Raw genomic sequence first — 16,278 nt, forward strand, 5'->3', positions numbered from 1 at the left:
GGCGGACTCTCTTCGCTCGCGAGGTCACCATGACAGAACCACTCGTCTCAGCACCCGTCGACTCAGAACCCGTAGCGTTTCCTCAGGACCGCAGCTGCCCCTACCACCCGCCCACTCCCTACCAGCCACTCCGCGAGGCCCGGCCGCTCTCCCGGGTCTCCCTCTTCGACGGGCGCACCGTCTGGGTGGTCACCGGGCACGCGACGGCGCGCGAGCTGCTGGCCGACCAACGGCTCTCCACCAACCGCGAGAACCGCGCGTTCCCCATGCCCACGGAGCGCTTCGCGCGGCTGCGCAACCGCCGCACAGCGCTCCTCGGCGTCGACGACCCCGAGCACAACACCCAGCGGCGGATGCTCATCCCCAGTTTCACCCTCAAACGCATCACCGCACTGCGCCCGCAGATCCAGCAGACCGTGGACCGGCTGCTCGACGCCATGACCGAACAGGGGCCGCCCGCCGAGCTGGTGAGCGCCTTCGCCCTGCCGGTGCCGTCGATGGTGATCTGCGCCCTGCTCGGCGTCCCGTACGCCGACCACGACTTCTTCGAGGCGCAGTCGCGGCGGCTGCTGCGCGGACCGGCCCCCGCCGACACGGAGGACGCGCGCGACCAGCTGAACGACTACCTCGGCGCGCTGATCGACCGGAAGCGGAAGGACCCGGGCGAGGCGCTTCTCGACGACCTCATCCAGCAGCAGCTGCACGAAGGCACCGTGGACCGGCGCGAGTTGGTCGGCCTCGCCACGATCCTGCTCGTCGCGGGCCACGAAACCACGGCGAACATGATCTCGCTGGGCACCTTCACCCTGCTCCAGCACCCGGAACAGCTGGCCGAGCTGCGGACGGAGGATGCGCTGATGCCCACCGCAGTCGAGGAGCTGTTGCGGTTCCTGTCGATCGCCGACGGGATGCTGCGGGTGGCCACGGAGGACATCGAGGTGGCCGGGACGACCATCCGGGCCGACGAGGGCGTCGTCTTCTCGACGTCCCTCATCAACCGCGACACCGCCGCCTACCAGGCGCCGGACACGCTCGACTGGCACCGCTCGGCCCGCCACCATGTCGCCTTCGGCTTCGGTATCCACCAGTGCCTGGGACAGAATCTGGCCCGGGCGGAGATGGAGATCGCGCTGCGGACGCTCTTCGACCGGCTGCCAGGACTGCGGCTTGCGGCGCCCGCCGAGACGATCCCCTTCAAACCCGGCGACACGCTCCAGGGGATGGTCGAACTCCCCGTGACCTGGTAGCCGCCATGGGTACCGACCGTACGGACATCGGCATCACCATCGACAAGGACAGGTGCATCGGGGCGGGGCAGTGCGCGCTGACCGCGCCGGAGGTGTTCACCCAGGACGACGACGGATTCAGCGAGCTGCTGCCGGGCCACGAGGACGGCGCGGGCAGCCCGCTCGTACGGGAGGCGGCCCGGGCGTGCCCGGTGGGGGCGATCCGTCTCTCGCGCGGCTGAGACCCGCGCGTCGGGCGGGCGCGATGGCGGCCGGGTTCGCCCGGCAGGCGGTTCGTCCTCAATCGCCGGACGGGCTGGAAGGACAGGCTCGTCCCCGGGCTCCGGGACGAGTCCGGGGCACGGCGTCGCGACAGGACGCCCAGGCGGTGAACGGCGCGCGCCCGGCGCGCGCCGGGGCGCAACCTTCCCTACCCCCGAGTCGGCGCGCTGGTCGACCGCTGTACGTCACCACTCGTTGACGTGCTGTCAATTCACGACTCCTAGGTTCCGGTACCGCGCCAACTCCGGGGCGTCGACCGGCGCCCCGGAGCAGTCACCACCCTGGAGTGACAGTGGAACGTCGCAACTTCCTGCGCGGAGCAGTCATCGGCACGTCCGCCGCCGCCTTCGGCGGCACCCTGATGCGCGGTGCCGCCTACGCCGCCCCGGCCCAGCCCGGCCCGGGGCCCTACGGAGCCCTCGGCGCGGCGGACGCCAACGGCATTCAGCTGCCCAGCGGGTTCAGCAGCCGGGTGATCGCCCGCTCCGGTCAGAACGTCGGCTCGACCTCGTACAAGTGGCACAACGCCCCCGACGGCGGTGCCTGCTTCGCGGACGGCTCGGGCTGGATCTATGTCTCCAACTCGGAGATCAACCCGTCCGGCGGCGCGAGCGCGGTGAAGCTCTCCTCGGCCGGCGCGATCACCGGCGCGTACAGAATCCTCTCCAACACCCACCAGAACTGCGCGGGCGGCAAGACGCCGTGGAACACCTGGCTGTCGTGCGAGGAGGTCAGCCTCGGGTACGTCTACGAGACCGACCCGTACGGCGTGAATGCCGCCGTACGCCGGGACGCCATGGGCAAGTTCAAGCACGAGGCCGCGGCCGCCGACCCAGTGCGCCATGTCGTCTACCTGACCGAGGACGAGACCAACGGCTGCCTCTACCGGTTCATCCCCACCACCTGGGGCAACCTCGCCTCCGGCACGCTCCAGGTGCTCGTCGCAGGCTCCGGCACCTCCGGCTCCTTCACCTGGCAGAACGTGCCCGACCCGGACGGCTCGCCGACCGCGACCCGGAGCCAGGTCTCCGGCGCCAAGCACTTCAACGGCGGCGAGGGCTGTCACTACGCCGATGACACCGTCTGGTTCACGACCAAGGGCGACAACCGGGTCTGGCAGCTCAACCTCGCCAACAGCACCTACGAACTGGCCTACGACGACTCGCTGGTGGTCGGCGGCGGCGCCCCGCTGACCGGGGTGGACAACGTCACCGGCTCGTCCTCCGGCGATCTGTTCGTCGCCGAGGACGGCGGCAACATGGAGATCTGCATCATCACTCCGGACGACGTCGTCGCGGTGTTCCTGCGGATCACCGGCCAGTCCTCGTCCGAGATCACCGGACCGGCGTTCTCACCCGACGGCACCCGGCTGTACTTCTCCAGCCAGCGCGGTACGAGCGGCTCCTCGTCGGGCGGCATCACCTACGAGGTGGCGGGACCGTTCCGGGCATAGCCCGCGGCCTCCGCAGTGGCGCCGCCCCGCAGCAGGGCGGCGCCCAACGGAGTGACGGTGTGCAGGACGGCGTTGCCGTGGCGCAGCGTCACCACCAGGCCCGCCTCCCGCAGGACGGCCGCGTGCTGGCTCGCGGAGGCGAGGGACACCCCTGCTCGGCGGGCCAGTTCGCTGGTCGTACAGCCGAAGCGGATGGCCTGCAGGACGGCGGAACGGGTGTGGCCGACGAGCTTGCCCAGCGAGGGGCCGCCGGCCTCGCTGAAGGCCGGCCCGCTGCTGTGGGCGGCCGGATAGACGAGGACGGGCGGGAGCGCGGCGTCACGGTAGACCACCGGTGTGCCGCGGCAGAAGAACGACGGCTGGAGCAGCAGCCCCCGCCCGTCCAGGTGCAGTTCGCGCGTGACGGGATAGTCGGCTTCCAGGACGGGCGGCCGCCAGCGCAGCACCGGCGGCAGTGACGTGAGCAGTTCGTCCGCGCCGCCGTCGAGCAGCGCGCGGCCGCGCACGGCACGGTCCGCCTCCACCCTGGCCTGGATATGCGGCCAGTACGGCTCCACAGCGGCCCGGTGATAGCCCCGCAGCGCCCCCACGAGCCGTGCCAGCGGCTCGGGCCTGCCCTCGGCGAGGGCGACGAGCCGGCCGGGCAGTACGGGCACGGTGGCGCGGTCGGCGGCGGCCAGGGCGAGTTCGGTGTGCAGGCGCGCGGCCGGGGTGGCACGCAGCGCCTCCAGACCCGCGTCCAGCCCGCCCTGCCCTTCGGGAGGCGTCAGGAAGTCCGGGAAATAACCCTGCGGCGGAACCAGCGCGGCAAGCAGGCGTGTTTCACCATTCAACCGGGCGCGGGTCTCCGAGCGCCATTCCCCGAAGACGAGTGCGCCGCGCCGATCCCGCAATCGGTGAAAGCTGAGAATCGTTTCCCACAAAGCATCCGGTCTGGCCCCCATCCGCACTCTGGCTAGGTCGTCCCCAGTGAAATGGATACGAAGCACCGAACCCCCACCTGTTGCATCCGCAATCGCCCCGATCACTGAGTATGCATGCCATCACAGGACGTTACCACGGTGTTTCAGCCACAGTTGAAACGCCTCGCGGGGGGTGGGTGCCAACCGAAAGGCTGTACGACGTCGGGCATGAACCTTCCGTCTCCGATGTGACGTTGCGAAGGCCGTGGGGGGCTTTGGAACGTCCGGCGGCGGGTGACGGAAGGTGCGGCTCCGTGTCCGGCACGGGTAATGGGGCGCGGCCCGCGGATGGGGATCCGCGGGCCGCGCTCCGCCCGTTATTTTGCGCCCCGAATTTGGCAGAAATTCGATTGCCGTTCAACGTCCATGATTCAACAGGGAATCGGTCCGGGCCGAAAAGGGAAACAGAACGGCACAGGGATGAACACATGGAAGGGGCGGGCGCCCCGCACAAGGCGCCCGCCCCTTCCCTTTCGGTGTTCCGGAGCCGCTACCGGGTCGATGAGGGTCGTCCGACTGAGGGCAAGCCCCCAGACCCCGGCGCCGGCTCCGGTGACTCAGCGGGAGTCGCTGCCCTTCGACTCGGCCGCCGCCCGGCCGGCCTCGAGGCGCGCCACCGGGATACGGAACGGCGAGCAGGACACGTAGTCCAGACCCACCTCGTGGAAGAAGTGCACCGACTCCGGGTCGCCGCCGTGCTCGCCGCAGACGCCCAGCTTGAGGTCGGGGCGGGTGGCCCGGCCGGCCTCGACAGCGCTGCGCACGAGCGAGCCGACGCCGTCCTTGTCGATCGTCTCGAAGGGGGAGACCCCGAAGATGCCCTTCTCCAGGTACGCGGTGAAGAAGCTCGCCTCGACGTCGTCGCGGGAGAAGCCCCACACGGTCTGAGTGAGGTCGTTCGTACCGAACGAGAAGAACTGGGCGGCCTCGGCGATCTGACCGGCGGTCAGCGCGGCGCGCGGCAGCTCGATCATCGTGCCGATGGTCAGCTTGAGGTCGGTGCCGGTCGCGGCCTGCACCTCGGCGATGACCCGGTCGGCCTCCTCGCGGACGATCTCCAGCTCCTGGACGGTGCCCACCAGCGGGATCATGATCTCCGGACGCGGGTCGCCCTTGGCGTTCTTGCGCTCGGCCGCGGCCTCGGCGATCGCCCGTACCTGCATGGCGAACAGACCGGGGATGACCAGACCGAGGCGTACACCGCGCAGGCCCAGCATCGGGTTCTGCTCGTGGAGCTTGTGTACGGCCTGGAGGAGGCGGAGGTCGTTCTCGTTCGCGTCCTTGCGGGCCTCGGCGAGGGCGACACGTACCGACAGCTCGGTGATGTCGGGCAGGAACTCGTGCAGCGGCGGGTCGAGCAGCCGGACGGTGACAGGCAGCCCGTCCATCGCCTCGAACAGCTCGATGAAGTCCTTCTTCTGCAGCGGCAGCAGAGCGCCCAGCGCCTGCTCGCGCTCGTCGTCGGTGTCCGCGAGGATCAGCTTCTCGACCATCTCGCGGCGCTCACCGAGGAACATGTGCTCGGTGCGGCACAGGCCGATGCCCTGCGCGCCGAACCGCCGTGCGCGCAGCGCGTCCTCGGCGTTGTCGGCGTTGGCCCGTACGCGAAGGCGGCGTACTCGGTCCGCGTACGCCATGATCCGGTGCACGGCGGCGACCAGCTCGTCGGCGTCGTCGGCGCCCGCGTGCATCCGGCCCTCGAAGTACTCGACGACCGGGGACGGCACGACCGGCACCTCACCGAGGTACACCTTGCCGGTGGAGCCGTCGACGGAGACGACGTCACCCTCCTCGATGACGGTCTCACCGACCGTCAGCCGGCGCCGCTTGGTGTCGACCTCGAGGTCCTCGGCGCCGCAGACACAGGTCTTGCCCATGCCGCGGGCGACGACGGCGGCGTGCGAGGTCTTGCCGCCGCGCGAGGTCAGGATGCCCTCGGCGGCGATCATGCCGTCGAGGTCGTCGGGGTTGGTCTCACGGCGGATGAGGATGACCTTCTCGCCGGAACGCGACCACTTGACCGCGGTGTACGAGTCGAAGACGGCCTTGCCGACGGCCGCGCCCGGGGATGCGGCGATACCGCGGCCGAGCAGCTCGGTCTTCGACTGGTCGTCGAAGCGCGGGAACATCAGCTGCGCGAGCTGCGCGCCGTTGACGCGCTGGAGCGCCTCGGCCTCGTCGATGAGGCCCTGGTCGACGAGCTGGGTGGCGATACGGAAGGCCGCGCCCGCGGTCCGCTTGCCGACGCGGGTCTGGAGCATCCACAGCTGGCCGCGCTCAATGGTGAACTCGATGTCGCACAGGTCCTTGTAGTGCGTCTCGAGGGTCTCCATGATCTGCATCAACTGGTCGTACGACTTCTTGTCGATGTTCTCCAGATCGGCGAGCGGCACCGTGTTGCGGATGCCGGCGACGACGTCCTCGCCCTGCGCGTTCTGGAGGTAGTCGCCGTAGACGCCCTGGTGGCCGCTGGCGGGGTCGCGGGTGAAGGCGACGCCGGTGCCGGAGTCGGGGCCGAGGTTGCCGAAGACCATGGAGCAGATGTTGACGGCCGTGCCGAGGTCGCCGGGGATGCGCTCCTGGCGGCGGTAGAGCTTGGCGCGGTCGGTGTTCCAGGACTCGAAGACGGAGCGGATCGCGAGATCCATCTGCTCGCGCGGGTCCTGCGGGAAGTCGCGGCCCGCGTCGCGGGAGACGATCTTCTTGAACTGCTTGACCAGCTTCTTCAGATCGCCGGCGTCGAGGTCGGTGTCGACGGTGACCTTCTTGGCGTGCTTGGCCTCCTCGAGCGCCTCCTCGAAGAGTTCGCCGTCGACGCCCAGCACCGTCTTGCCGAACATCTGGATCAGGCGGCGGTACGAGTCCCAGGCGAAGCGCTCGTCGCCCGACTGCTGCGCGAGCCCGGCCACCGACGCGTCGGAGAGGCCGATGTTGAGGACGGTGTCCATCATGCCCGGCATCGAGAACTTCGCGCCCGAACGTACGGATACCAGAAGGGGGTTGTCGGCCTGACCGAGCTTCTTGCCCATCGACTGCTCGAGGGCGTCGAGGTGGGCGCTCACCTCGTCACGCAGCGCGGCGGGCTCGGTGCCGCTGTCGAGGTAGACCTTGCAGGCCTCAGTGGTGATCGTGAAGCCCGGAGGGACGGGCAGCCCGAGGTTGGTCATCTCGGCGAGGTTCGCACCTTTGCCGCCGAGCAGGTCCTTGAGGTCCCTGTTGCCCTCGGTGAAGTCGTAGACGAACTTCTGATCTTTGTTTTCCGACACGGGTCTCGACTCCTCGAGGACTCGGTGGCTGCCCTGACGGCGAGGAACATACCCAGATCGAAGGCGTCTGGGTACGTCCACTTGGCGGTCATACGGCCGTAACCACTCGTCCGCCACCAGATCGAAAGTAACTGATGGGTACTCCGGTCGGGAGCCTGCATTCAAGCTCTGAACACATCAGCACGTACAGCGATGTGAATCCCGCCTTCGGTCACACATCGCGATGAATCGATAGATCAATTGAATACCGGAGGGGTGGCACTTAGTGCCACCCCTCCGAGAGATGCAGTCGCCATCAAATCGCTCATCTGAGCGCCACCCCTATCAAGGGTGGCGAGAATCACGCGGCCGACGAGCCTCCGGTCCCATCATCCGGACCCGCGTAACACGCCGCAACACAGCGGCTCAGCACATCGAGATCCACGTGCTCCAGGCTCTCGGCGAAGACCCGGCCTGCCGACGCGGGCACCGGCAGCAACGACGGCACCACCAGCACCGCACACCCCGCGGCCTCCGCGGAGTTGCTGCCGTCCGGCGAGTCCTCCACCGCCACACATGCCCTGGGCAGGGCCCCGAACCGGTCCGCGGCCGCCCGGTAGGGATCCGGATGCGGCTTCGTCCGTACCGTGTCGTCGGCCGACAGCGTGAAGGAGAACCGCACATCGGCCAGTGCTCCACCGACCACCGAATCGACGACGACCCGCGGCGAGGCACTCACCAGGGCGAACGGAACCTGCCGCTGCTCCAGTTCGGCCAGCAGCCGCCGTACGCCGGGACGCAGCGGGGCGCCCGCCTCGACCCGCTGGAAGAACCCTTCGGTCAGCGCCTGTGCCACCGCCGAAGCAGTGGAGGTGGCACTGCGGGCCACCTCTGTGATCCGTATCAGATGAGCGGCGGTGTCCTCGACGGCCCGGCCGACCACCTCCGGCGCGTCCGCGTCGGACAGCCGGTGGCCGAGCGAGGCGGCGACCTCCTCGGTCGCCTCCCACCACAGCACCTCGGTGTCGACGAGCGTGCCGTCCATGTCGAAGAGGACGGCCGCGGGCGCGGTCATGGCCACGCTCACCGCGCCGGTACGACGAGGACGGGCCGCTGCGCCAGTCCGACCGCCGCCCGCCCGCCGGGCACCAGCGCGCCCGCGTCCCGCGATGCCAGATCGGCCTTGACCGAGCTGCCGTCCGGCAGGTCCAGCAGCACGCGAGTGACCGAGCCGAGGAAGGACGCGGAGACGACCGTGGCCTCGCCGTCCGGGTCGGCGGTGACGGTGACGTTCTCGGGGCGTACGAGCACCTCGACCTCGGATGTCTCCGGCGCGTCGCCGTCCACGGGCAGCCTGCTGCCCGCCACTTCGACCAGGCCGTCGTCCGCCATGCGGCCCGGCCTGCGGCAGCGCCATCTGACGTGCACGGCGACGGGACGGCCCATCGAGTGGACGGACGACCGGTATGTGGCGGGGAGCGTGACGTTCAGCGTGAGCAACTCGGCGGACACGGCCCCGCTGTCGCGGCATGCGGGCGACCTTTCCAGCCCGTCCGGCGATTGAGGACCGGGGTCCGGGGCGGAGCCCCGGTCAGCCGCCCGACGTGTCCAGTTCCGCATCCGCGCTGACGCCCGCGCAGTCGTACGGGTCCTTCAGCCAGCCGTCCGGCAGAACCACCCGGTTGTTCCCCGACGTGCGCCCCCGCGGCCCGTCCGCACCGACCGGCCACGGCTGGTCCAGGTCCAGCTCCGCCAGATGCGCGTCCATCTCCGCCAGCGACGACGTGATCGCCAGCTTCTTCCGCAGCTCCGAGCCGACCGAGAAGCCCTTGAGGTACCACGCCACATGCTTACGGAAGTCGATCACGCCACGCGCCTCGTCGCCGATCCACTCCCCCAGCAGCTCGGCGTGCCGCCGCATGACGACCGTGACCTCCTTGAGCGTCGGCGCCGCACTGCCTGCATCATGGGCTCCGCCCGGGGTGCCCCTACCCTCGAAGGCCGCCACCAGATCGCTGAACAGCCACGGCCGCCCCAGGCACCCGCGGCCCACGACCACCCCGTCGCAGCCCGTCTCCCGCACCATCCGCAGCGCGTCGTCCGCCGACCAGATGTCGCCGTTGCCGAGCACCGGGATCTCCGGGACATGCTCCTTCAGCCGGGCGATCGCGTCCCAGTCCGCCGTACCGCCGTAGTGCTGCGCCGCCGTACGCCCGTGCAGCGCGATCGCCGTCACGCCCTCCTCGACCGCGATCCGGCCCGCGTCGAGATAGGTGATGTGGTCGTCGTCGATGCCCTTGCGCATCTTCATCGTGACCGGCAGGTCGCCCGCGTTCGACACGGCCTCGTTGAGGATCGCGCGCAGCAGCGGCCGCTTGTACGGAAGAGCGGAGCCGCCGCCCTTCCGTGTCACTTTCGGGACCGGGCAGCCGAAGTTCAGGTCGATGTGGTCGGCCAGGTTCTCGTCCGCGATCATGCGGACCGCCTTGCCGACGGTCACCGGATCCACCCCGTACAGCTGAATGGACCGCGGCGTCTCACTCGCGTCGAAGTGGATGAGCTGCATGGTCTTCTCATTGCGCTCGACCAGCGCCCGCGTCGTGATCATTTCGCTGACGAAAAGCCCCTTGCCGCCGGAGAACTCGCGGCACAGCGTGCGGAACGGCGCATTGGTGATGCCGGCCATCGGCGCGAGCACCACCGGGGGCTGTACGGCGTGCGGGCCTATCTTGAGCACCGAGGAGGACGGGGCGAGCGTGGTCATTCGCCCATTGTCGCTCACGACGGGAGTCCTTAGTCAGCCGTACTATCCGCTTATGCCCGAGCTCACACACCGACGGCGGCTGCTCGTGCTGGCGATCTGCGCTATGAGCCTGCTGATCGTCAGCCTCGACAACACGATCCTCAATGTCGCGCTGCCCTCGATTCAGAAGGAGTTCCACGCCTCCGTCGCCGGGATGCAGTGGACGATCGACGCCTACACCCTCGTCCTCGCCTCCCTGCTGATGCTCTCCGGCTCCACCGCCGACCGGATCGGCCGGCGCAAGGTCTTCCAGACCGGTCTCGTCCTTTTCACCGTCGGCTCGCTGCTGTGCTCGCTCGCACCCAACCTCGAGTCGCTCATCGCGTTCCGCATGGTGCAGGCCGTCGGCGGCTCGATGCTCAACCCGGTCGCGATGTCGATCATCACCAACACCTTCACCGACCCCCGCGAACGTGCCCGCGCCATCGGCGTCTGGGGCGGCGTCGTCGGCATCTCCATGGCCGCGGGGCCCCTCGTCGGCGGAATCCTGGTGGACTCGGTCGGCTGGCGCTCGATTTTCTGGGTCAATCTGCCAGTCGGCCTCGCCGCCATCCTTCTGACCTGGCGCTACGTACCGGAGTCCCGCGCCCCGAAGCCACGCCGCCCCGACCCCGTCGGCCAGCTCCTGGTCATCGCACTCCTCGGCTCACTGACGTACGCGATCATCGAGGCGCCGTCGGCCGGCCGGCACTCGCCGGTGATCATTGCCCTCAGCACGGTCGCGGCCCTCGCGCTGACCGGACTGCTGCTGTACGAACCGAGGCGCACCGAGCCCCTGATCGATCTGCGTTTCTTCCGCAGCGCCCCGTTCAGCGGGGCCACGGTCATCGCCGTGTGCGCCTTCGCCTCGCTCGGCGGTTTCCTCTTCATCAACACGCTGTATCTGCAGGACGTCCGCGGCCTGTCCGCCATGGACGCCGGTCTCTACATGCTGCCGATGGCCGCCATGACCTTCATCTGCGCACCGCTGTCCGGACGGCTGGTCGGCAGCCGCGGCCCGCGCCTCCCGCTGCTGATCGCGGGCCCCACGATGGCCGCGAGCGGAGTGCTGTTCGCCGCCTTCGAGGCCGAGACCTCCGATGCGCTGCTCTTCTTCGGCTATTTCCTCTTCGGCCTCGGCTTCGGGATGGTGAACGCGCCGATCACCAACACCGCCGTCTCCGGAATGCCGCGCTCACAGGCCGGTGTCGCCGCCGCCGTCGCCTCCACCAGCCGGCAGATCGGGCAGACGCTCGGCGTCGCCGTCATCGGAGCCGTACTGGCGGCCGGGGTCGCCTCCTCCACCTCGTACGCGGACGGCTTCGTCGCCGCGAGCCGGCCCGCCTGGTGGATCATCACCGGCTGCGGGCTGTGCATCCTCGTGGTGGGGGCGCTGACCAGCGGCAGCTGGGCGCAGGAGACGGCGCGGCGCACGGCCGAGCGGCTGGAGGCTCCGGACGAGGGCCAGGTGCTGTCCACAGCGAACGCATAGCTCTCTCCGAGCCTGGCCACAGGCGTCATGGGGCGTGGCTCACCCTTCGCCGGACTCGGTGGTCCGACGGCGTTCGTTCCGCAAGGATTCGACGGATGAGCCCGAGTCGAACGTGCGAGGTGTGCGGGACCGAGCTGCCCGACCGCGGCCGGCGAAAGGGGAGCGGGCCGGCACCGGGCGGTCGGCCTGCCCGTTACTGCTCAGACGCATGCAGACAGCGCGCCTTCCGCCGGCGCTCGGCACGGGACGCTCAGGACCAGGAGCACGGCCGGAGCGCGGGCCGGGACCAGAACCAGGACCGCACGCAGCCGGAGGGCAGCGAGCTGCCACGGGCACTGGACTCCTTCATCGGCCGAAGGCGCGAACTGTCGCGGCTGCGCACCCTGTTGAAGTCCTCGCGGCTGCTGACCCTCACCGGCCCGGGCGGAGTCGGCAAGACCCGTCTGGCGATGGAGTTCGCCACCGGCCTGCGCGGCGGCGCCGACAGCAAGGCCCTGCTGGTCGAACTGGACTCGCTCCACGACGGCGACCGGCTGCCGCAGGCCGTGGCCGCCGCGCTGGGCGTCGGCGAGCGCGGCGGCCGGACAGGTGTCGAGCTGCTCACCCATGAGCTCGGCGACCGCCCGACGCTGCTCATCCTGGACAACTGCGAGCACCTCGCCGAGCCGTGCGCACAGCTGGCCGCGGCGCTGCTCGGCCGGTGCCCCCGGCTGCGGATCCTCGCCACCAGCCGGGAAGTGCTGCGCGTGCCCGGCGAAGTCGTGTTCCGGGTCGGTGAACTGCCCCTGTCGCCGGCCGGCGAGGACGACGACCCGGCAGCCGTACTGCAGGCGGATGCCGTCCGGCTCTTCGTGGAGCGCGCCGGCAGCTGCACACCCGGATTCGAGCTGCACACCGGGAACGCCCGTACCGTGGCCGAGATCTGCCGACGCCTTGACGGAATGCCACTGGCGATCGAGCTGGCAGCACGCCGTACGGGAGTCCTCCCGCTGAGCGACATCCTGGCCGGCCTCGACGACCAGCTCACTCTCCTCACGGACGGCAGCAGGACCGGGCCCGGCCGCCACCGCGAGCTGGCGGCCGCGATCGACTGGAGCCATCGATTACTGGATCCGGAGGAACAGACCGTCTTTCGCCGTCTCTCCGTCCTCGTCGGCGGATTCGACGCCGTGGGTGCGGCGGCGGTCTGCGCCGACGGCGAGATGCAGCCGCGGCACGTCCTGCGGGTGCTGTGCGCGCTGGAGGCCAAGTCCTTGATCGTACGGCTGCCGGGCCCGGAGGCCGAAGTCACCGCGCGATTCCGGCAGTTGAGCGCCATCCGCGCCTACGCCCTGGACCGCCTCGCCGACTCCGGTGAGCTGTCCGACACCTGGCAACGGGCCGTCGACTGGCTGACCGGGCTGATGGAACCGGCCCCGGATCAGGTCTTCGTCGACCAGGCGGGCGGCCCCCTGACCAAGGAGCGGGAGAACCTCGCGGCGGCTGTCGCCCACACCAACGGCCTCGGCGGCGCACCGCACGTACCGCTGACGCTGGCACTGGCGAGGGTGCGCTTCCAGCAGGAGCAGCTGACAGCTGCCCGCGCGCTGCTGGCGGACGTACTGGAGCACGACTGCGACCCGCAGGAATCGCGGGACTCCCAGGAATCGCAGGACTCGCAGGAGTCATGGGAGGCACGGGAGTCACGGGGCCGGAAGGACTCCCGGCACGTCGGTGCGGCTCTGGCGCTCGCCGCACGCGCGGCCTGCCAGCAGGTGGACGAGGCGGCCGCGCTGCGCTTCGCCGAGCAGGCGGTCGCCGTCGAGCGGCGCAGAGACGACCCCGCCGGACTCGCCAACTCCCTGGACGCACGCGCTGCCGCCCTGCTGTGCCGCGGCGAGTTCGCGCAGGCCGTCGACGACTTCGCGGAATGTCTGGCCATCGTCGCCGCACTCGGCCGCCCCCGCGACACGGCCTGGTGCCGCCACCATCTGGCCTGGGCGCTGCTGCACATCGGCAAGGCGGCCGAGGGCGACGAACTGATGGCGTCCTGCCTGCCGCAGCTGCGCGGACAGTCCCCCTGGTGCCAGTCGGCGGCCGCCCTGCACACCGCCGGCGCGATCCGGCTCGCCCTGGGCGATGTCGCCGCGGCCCAGGACCTGTTCGCCGAGGGCCTGCGCACGGTGCCCGGCGAAAGCTTCCACGCGCTGTATCCGCTGGAGGGGCTTGCCGTCGTGGCGGCCGAACGGGGCCAGATGAAGCGGTCGCTGCGGCTGTTCGCGGCCGCTGCGCAGGCACGCAGGCGGCTGGACACCGAGCCGGAGGCCGAGTGGCGACGGCAGGTCGAGTCGGCGACGGCCCGCGCGGCGGCGGCGCTGCCCGCTGCGGGGCGGGACGCTGCGGTGGCCGAGGGACGCAGGATGGGCTGGGAGCGGCTGATCGCGTACGCCTTGCACGGGACCGACGAAGGACCGGTGCCGGCCGTCCGTACGGAAGGCGGGCAATCCCCGCTCACAGGGCGGGAGATGACGGTGGCCGCGCTGGTCGCCGAAGGACTGACCAACCGCGAGGTCGCCGCCCGTCTGGATCTGTCGGCAAGCACCGTCTCGACCCACCTCGACAACGTGCGGGACAAGCTGGGCATGCGCTCCCGTACGCAGATCGCGCTGTGGGTGGCCGGAAAGGAACAGCGCTCCGGCGCTCTTCCCGAACCCGATCCGCGCCGCGGCGAGGTTTCGTAACGCCGCCAAGCCGCCGGTCATCCGATCGATCCGCGCGGCCGCCGCAGCGACCAAGCTGACGCGGAACAGGGCATTCCAAGGACCCGACGGCGTGGAGCTGCTACCCAACGGTCTTCCCCCCACGGAATGCCCTGCCCGGCGAGTAAATCCGGTAAGGAGACGCGATGCGGCACGACCACGATCCGGACGGCGAACACACGAGCTCGAGGAGGGCGTTCATCAAAACGAGTTCGGTGGGAATGACCGCAGCCCTCGTGGCGACGAGCGGGGCCGGCGCCGCCCTGGCGGCACCGGCGAGCACGGTGCAGAAGGCGCGCGCGGCGGGACGCCCGTTGGCCGTCACGCCTGCCTGCGACGGTCACGAGACCCCGGCGGCGACAGAGGGCCCGCTCTTCAAGACACAGTCCCCCGAGCGGACGGACTTCATCACCCCCGCGATCCGCGGAGTGCGGCTCGATCTGAGCGGCATCGCCTACGACACCGCCTGCAAGCCCCTGCCCGGGTCGCTCATCGAGTTCTGGCAGTGCGACCAGAACGGCGACTACGACACCGCGGGCTTCTCGCTGCGCGGACACCAGTACACCGACAGCAGGGGCGCGTTCCGGCTGCGCACGATCATCCCCCGCGACTACTGGGGCCGATGGGGCCAGCGGGCGCCGCATATCCACACCCAGGTCCAGGCGCCCGGCGGACCCGTACTCGTCACGCAGCTGTACTTCCCCGACGACACCCAGGCGTACGGCCGGGACTTCGCCGCGCTCAACGCCGCGGACCGGCTCCTCAACCGGGCCTGCATGATCACGCTCGCGGGCCCGAGGGACGGCCGCTACACCGGCGCCTTCGACTTCGTCATCCAGACCACGGCCAAGTAGCCGACCGCCGATCACTCAAGGATTTCCGTGATGCATACGAGCAAGTCGTCCCGGCACCGGAAAGTCAGTCGGTCGCCGATGGTGGCGGCGCTGGCCGCAGGCGCCGTCGCGGTCGGGGGCCTGATCGCCGCCGGCACCGTCTGGGCCGGCCCCGCCCCCGCCGCCAAGGACGTGGCGTCCGCACCGGCGCGCGTCGCCGGACAGTGGCAGTCGACCGCGGTCCCGGTGGCCAAGGGCGACCTCACCGCCGTGGCCGCGCTCAGCGACAAGCAGGCCTGGTCCGTCGGCTATCGGCTGAAGAGCGCCACCGAGCTGGAGGCCCTGGCCCTGCACTGGGACGGCACATCCTGGACGCAGCAGTCGACGCTGCCGAAGGACACCTTTCCGCAGGCGCTCGCCGTACGGTCGGCCAGTGACATCTGGGCGGTCGGCGCGACGGCGGCCCACTGGGACGGCACCTCCTGGACCACGCGCAACCTCGACCGCGACCCCGCGGGCCGGTTGACACCCGACGCGGTGGTGACGACCTCCGACGGGAAGGCCTGGACGGCCGGCCGCGCCGTGCCGCAGGGCATCAAGAACGGGGTGCCCGCCGTCCAGGCATGGGACGGCACGGCCTGGCGCCGGCAGACCCTGCCCGACGTCGGCAAGGGCGAACTGACCAGCCTCACCGCCGTCGCACCGGACGACATCTGGGCGGCGGGCACGTCCTTCGCCACCGACAGCACCGCGGAGACGGCCCTGCTGCTGCACTGGGACGGCACCTCCTGGACGCGGGTCGCCGCGCCCGCGGGAGCCACGGACGAGCACCGCTGGCTCAGCGGCATCACCGCACTGGGTGCCGACGACATATGGGCGGTGGGCGGTTCGTCGTCCAAGGGAGGGGACCTCCCCTACGCGGTGCACTGGGACGGCAAGAAGTGGACCGACGTCAAGACACCCGCGGTCGCCGACGGCCGGCTTCGGGCCGTCGGTAGGGCCGGGGACGGCGTGCTGTGGGCGGCCGGCGGCAAGGGTGCTGTCTCCGTCGCCCTGCGCTTCGACGCGCAGGAGCGCCGTTGGGAGCAGGCAGCCGACCCCGGTGTGGTGGTGCGAGGGTTCACCACTGTGCCGAGCAGCGCAGATCTGTGGACAGTGGGCATCGCCAAACAGGGCGACCTGGTTCCGGCGGTGACCCGCTTCACGGGCTGACCGGCACACCGAACCCGGGCCCGGGCCATGCACCACGGTCCGGGCCCGGGCCG

At 70.5% G+C, this 16,278-nt stretch carries 12 protein-coding genes and 1 pseudogene; 8 read left to right on the top strand and 5 right to left on the bottom strand.

Annotated features, from left to right (window positions below; translation table 11 throughout):
* Positions 1–29: 29 nt before the first annotated feature.
* The 3 genes from AB0D12_RS13420 to AB0D12_RS13430 all read left to right on the top strand — a co-directional run bounded on the left by AB0D12_RS13420 (position 30) and on the right by AB0D12_RS13430 (position 2,961).
* A complete protein-coding gene (locus tag AB0D12_RS13420; RefSeq protein ID WP_362680746.1) occupies positions 30–1,247 on the top strand; it encodes a cytochrome P450 in 1,218 nt (405 codons plus the stop codon).
* A gap of 26 nt (positions 1,248–1,273) precedes the next feature.
* Complete coding sequence (locus AB0D12_RS13425; protein WP_362681276.1) at positions 1,274–1,468, top strand: ferredoxin; 195 nt, start codon at positions 1,274–1,276, stop codon at positions 1,466–1,468.
* A 332-nt stretch (positions 1,469–1,800) separates the two neighbouring features.
* Complete coding sequence (locus AB0D12_RS13430; RefSeq protein ID WP_362681279.1) at positions 1,801–2,961, top strand: alkaline phosphatase PhoX; 1,161 nt, start codon at positions 1,801–1,803, stop codon at positions 2,959–2,961.
* Here the strand turns inward: AB0D12_RS13430 and AB0D12_RS13435 are convergent.
* The 4 genes from AB0D12_RS13435 to AB0D12_RS13450 form a co-directional block, all read right to left on the bottom strand.
* Positions 2,931–3,950 carry a winged helix-turn-helix domain-containing protein gene (locus tag AB0D12_RS13435; protein ID WP_362680749.1) on the bottom strand — a complete coding sequence of 340 codons (1,020 nt, stop codon included), beginning with the start codon at positions 3,948–3,950 and terminating at the stop codon, positions 2,931–2,933. The two genes, AB0D12_RS13430 and AB0D12_RS13435, sit on opposite strands and share 31 nt — an antisense overlap.
* Before the next feature lie 530 nt (positions 3,951–4,480).
* A complete protein-coding gene (ppdK, locus tag AB0D12_RS13440; RefSeq protein WP_362680752.1) occupies positions 4,481–7,189 on the bottom strand; it encodes a pyruvate, phosphate dikinase in 2,709 nt (902 codons plus the stop codon).
* A gap of 340 nt (positions 7,190–7,529) precedes the next feature.
* The gene (locus tag AB0D12_RS13445; protein ID WP_362680755.1) at positions 7,530–8,243 is read right to left on the bottom strand and encodes an HAD family phosphatase; all 714 of its coding nucleotides are present in this window, start codon (positions 8,241–8,243) and stop codon (positions 7,530–7,532) included.
* Between the two features lie 8 nt (positions 8,244–8,251).
* Entirely contained in the window at positions 8,252–8,614 is a 363-nt protein-coding gene (locus tag AB0D12_RS13450; protein WP_362680758.1) for a TOBE domain-containing protein, read from the bottom strand.
* Here AB0D12_RS13450 and AB0D12_RS13455 point away from each other — a divergent pair.
* Positions 8,565–8,732 (top strand): annotated as a pseudogene (locus tag AB0D12_RS13455) (GntR family transcriptional regulator); the annotation flags it as partial. The gene AB0D12_RS13450 and the pseudogene AB0D12_RS13455 overlap by 50 nt on opposite strands.
* 27 nt (positions 8,733–8,759) lie before the next feature.
* Here AB0D12_RS13455 and dusB read toward each other — a convergent pair.
* Entirely contained in the window at positions 8,760–9,932 is a 1,173-nt protein-coding gene (gene dusB / locus AB0D12_RS13460) for a tRNA dihydrouridine synthase DusB (protein WP_362680761.1), read from the bottom strand.
* 52 nt (positions 9,933–9,984) lie between these two features.
* Between dusB and AB0D12_RS13465 the strand changes: the two genes are divergently transcribed.
* The 4 genes from AB0D12_RS13465 to AB0D12_RS13480 all read left to right on the top strand — a co-directional run bounded on the left by AB0D12_RS13465 (position 9,985) and on the right by AB0D12_RS13480 (position 16,225).
* Positions 9,985–11,442, top strand: a complete 1,458-nt coding sequence (locus AB0D12_RS13465; RefSeq protein WP_362680764.1) for an MFS transporter — start codon at positions 9,985–9,987, stop codon at positions 11,440–11,442.
* 95 nt (positions 11,443–11,537) lie between these two features.
* Positions 11,538–14,162, top strand: coding sequence for a LuxR C-terminal-related transcriptional regulator (locus AB0D12_RS13470; RefSeq protein ID WP_362680767.1), 2,625 nt, complete (start codon positions 11,538–11,540; stop codon positions 14,160–14,162).
* Positions 14,163–14,401: 239 nt separating this feature from the next.
* Positions 14,402–15,034: a dioxygenase gene (locus AB0D12_RS13475; protein WP_362680770.1), complete on the top strand. Its 633-nt coding sequence runs from the start codon at positions 14,402–14,404 to the stop codon at positions 15,032–15,034.
* 30 nt (positions 15,035–15,064) lie between these two features.
* A complete protein-coding gene (locus tag AB0D12_RS13480; RefSeq protein WP_362680773.1) occupies positions 15,065–16,225 on the top strand; it encodes a hypothetical protein in 1,161 nt (386 codons plus the stop codon).
* Positions 16,226–16,278: the final 53 nt, after the last annotated feature.

This window comes from Streptomyces sp. NPDC048479 (genome assembly GCF_040651435.1).
Classification (GTDB): Bacteria; Actinomycetota; Actinomycetes; order Streptomycetales; family Streptomycetaceae; genus Streptomyces.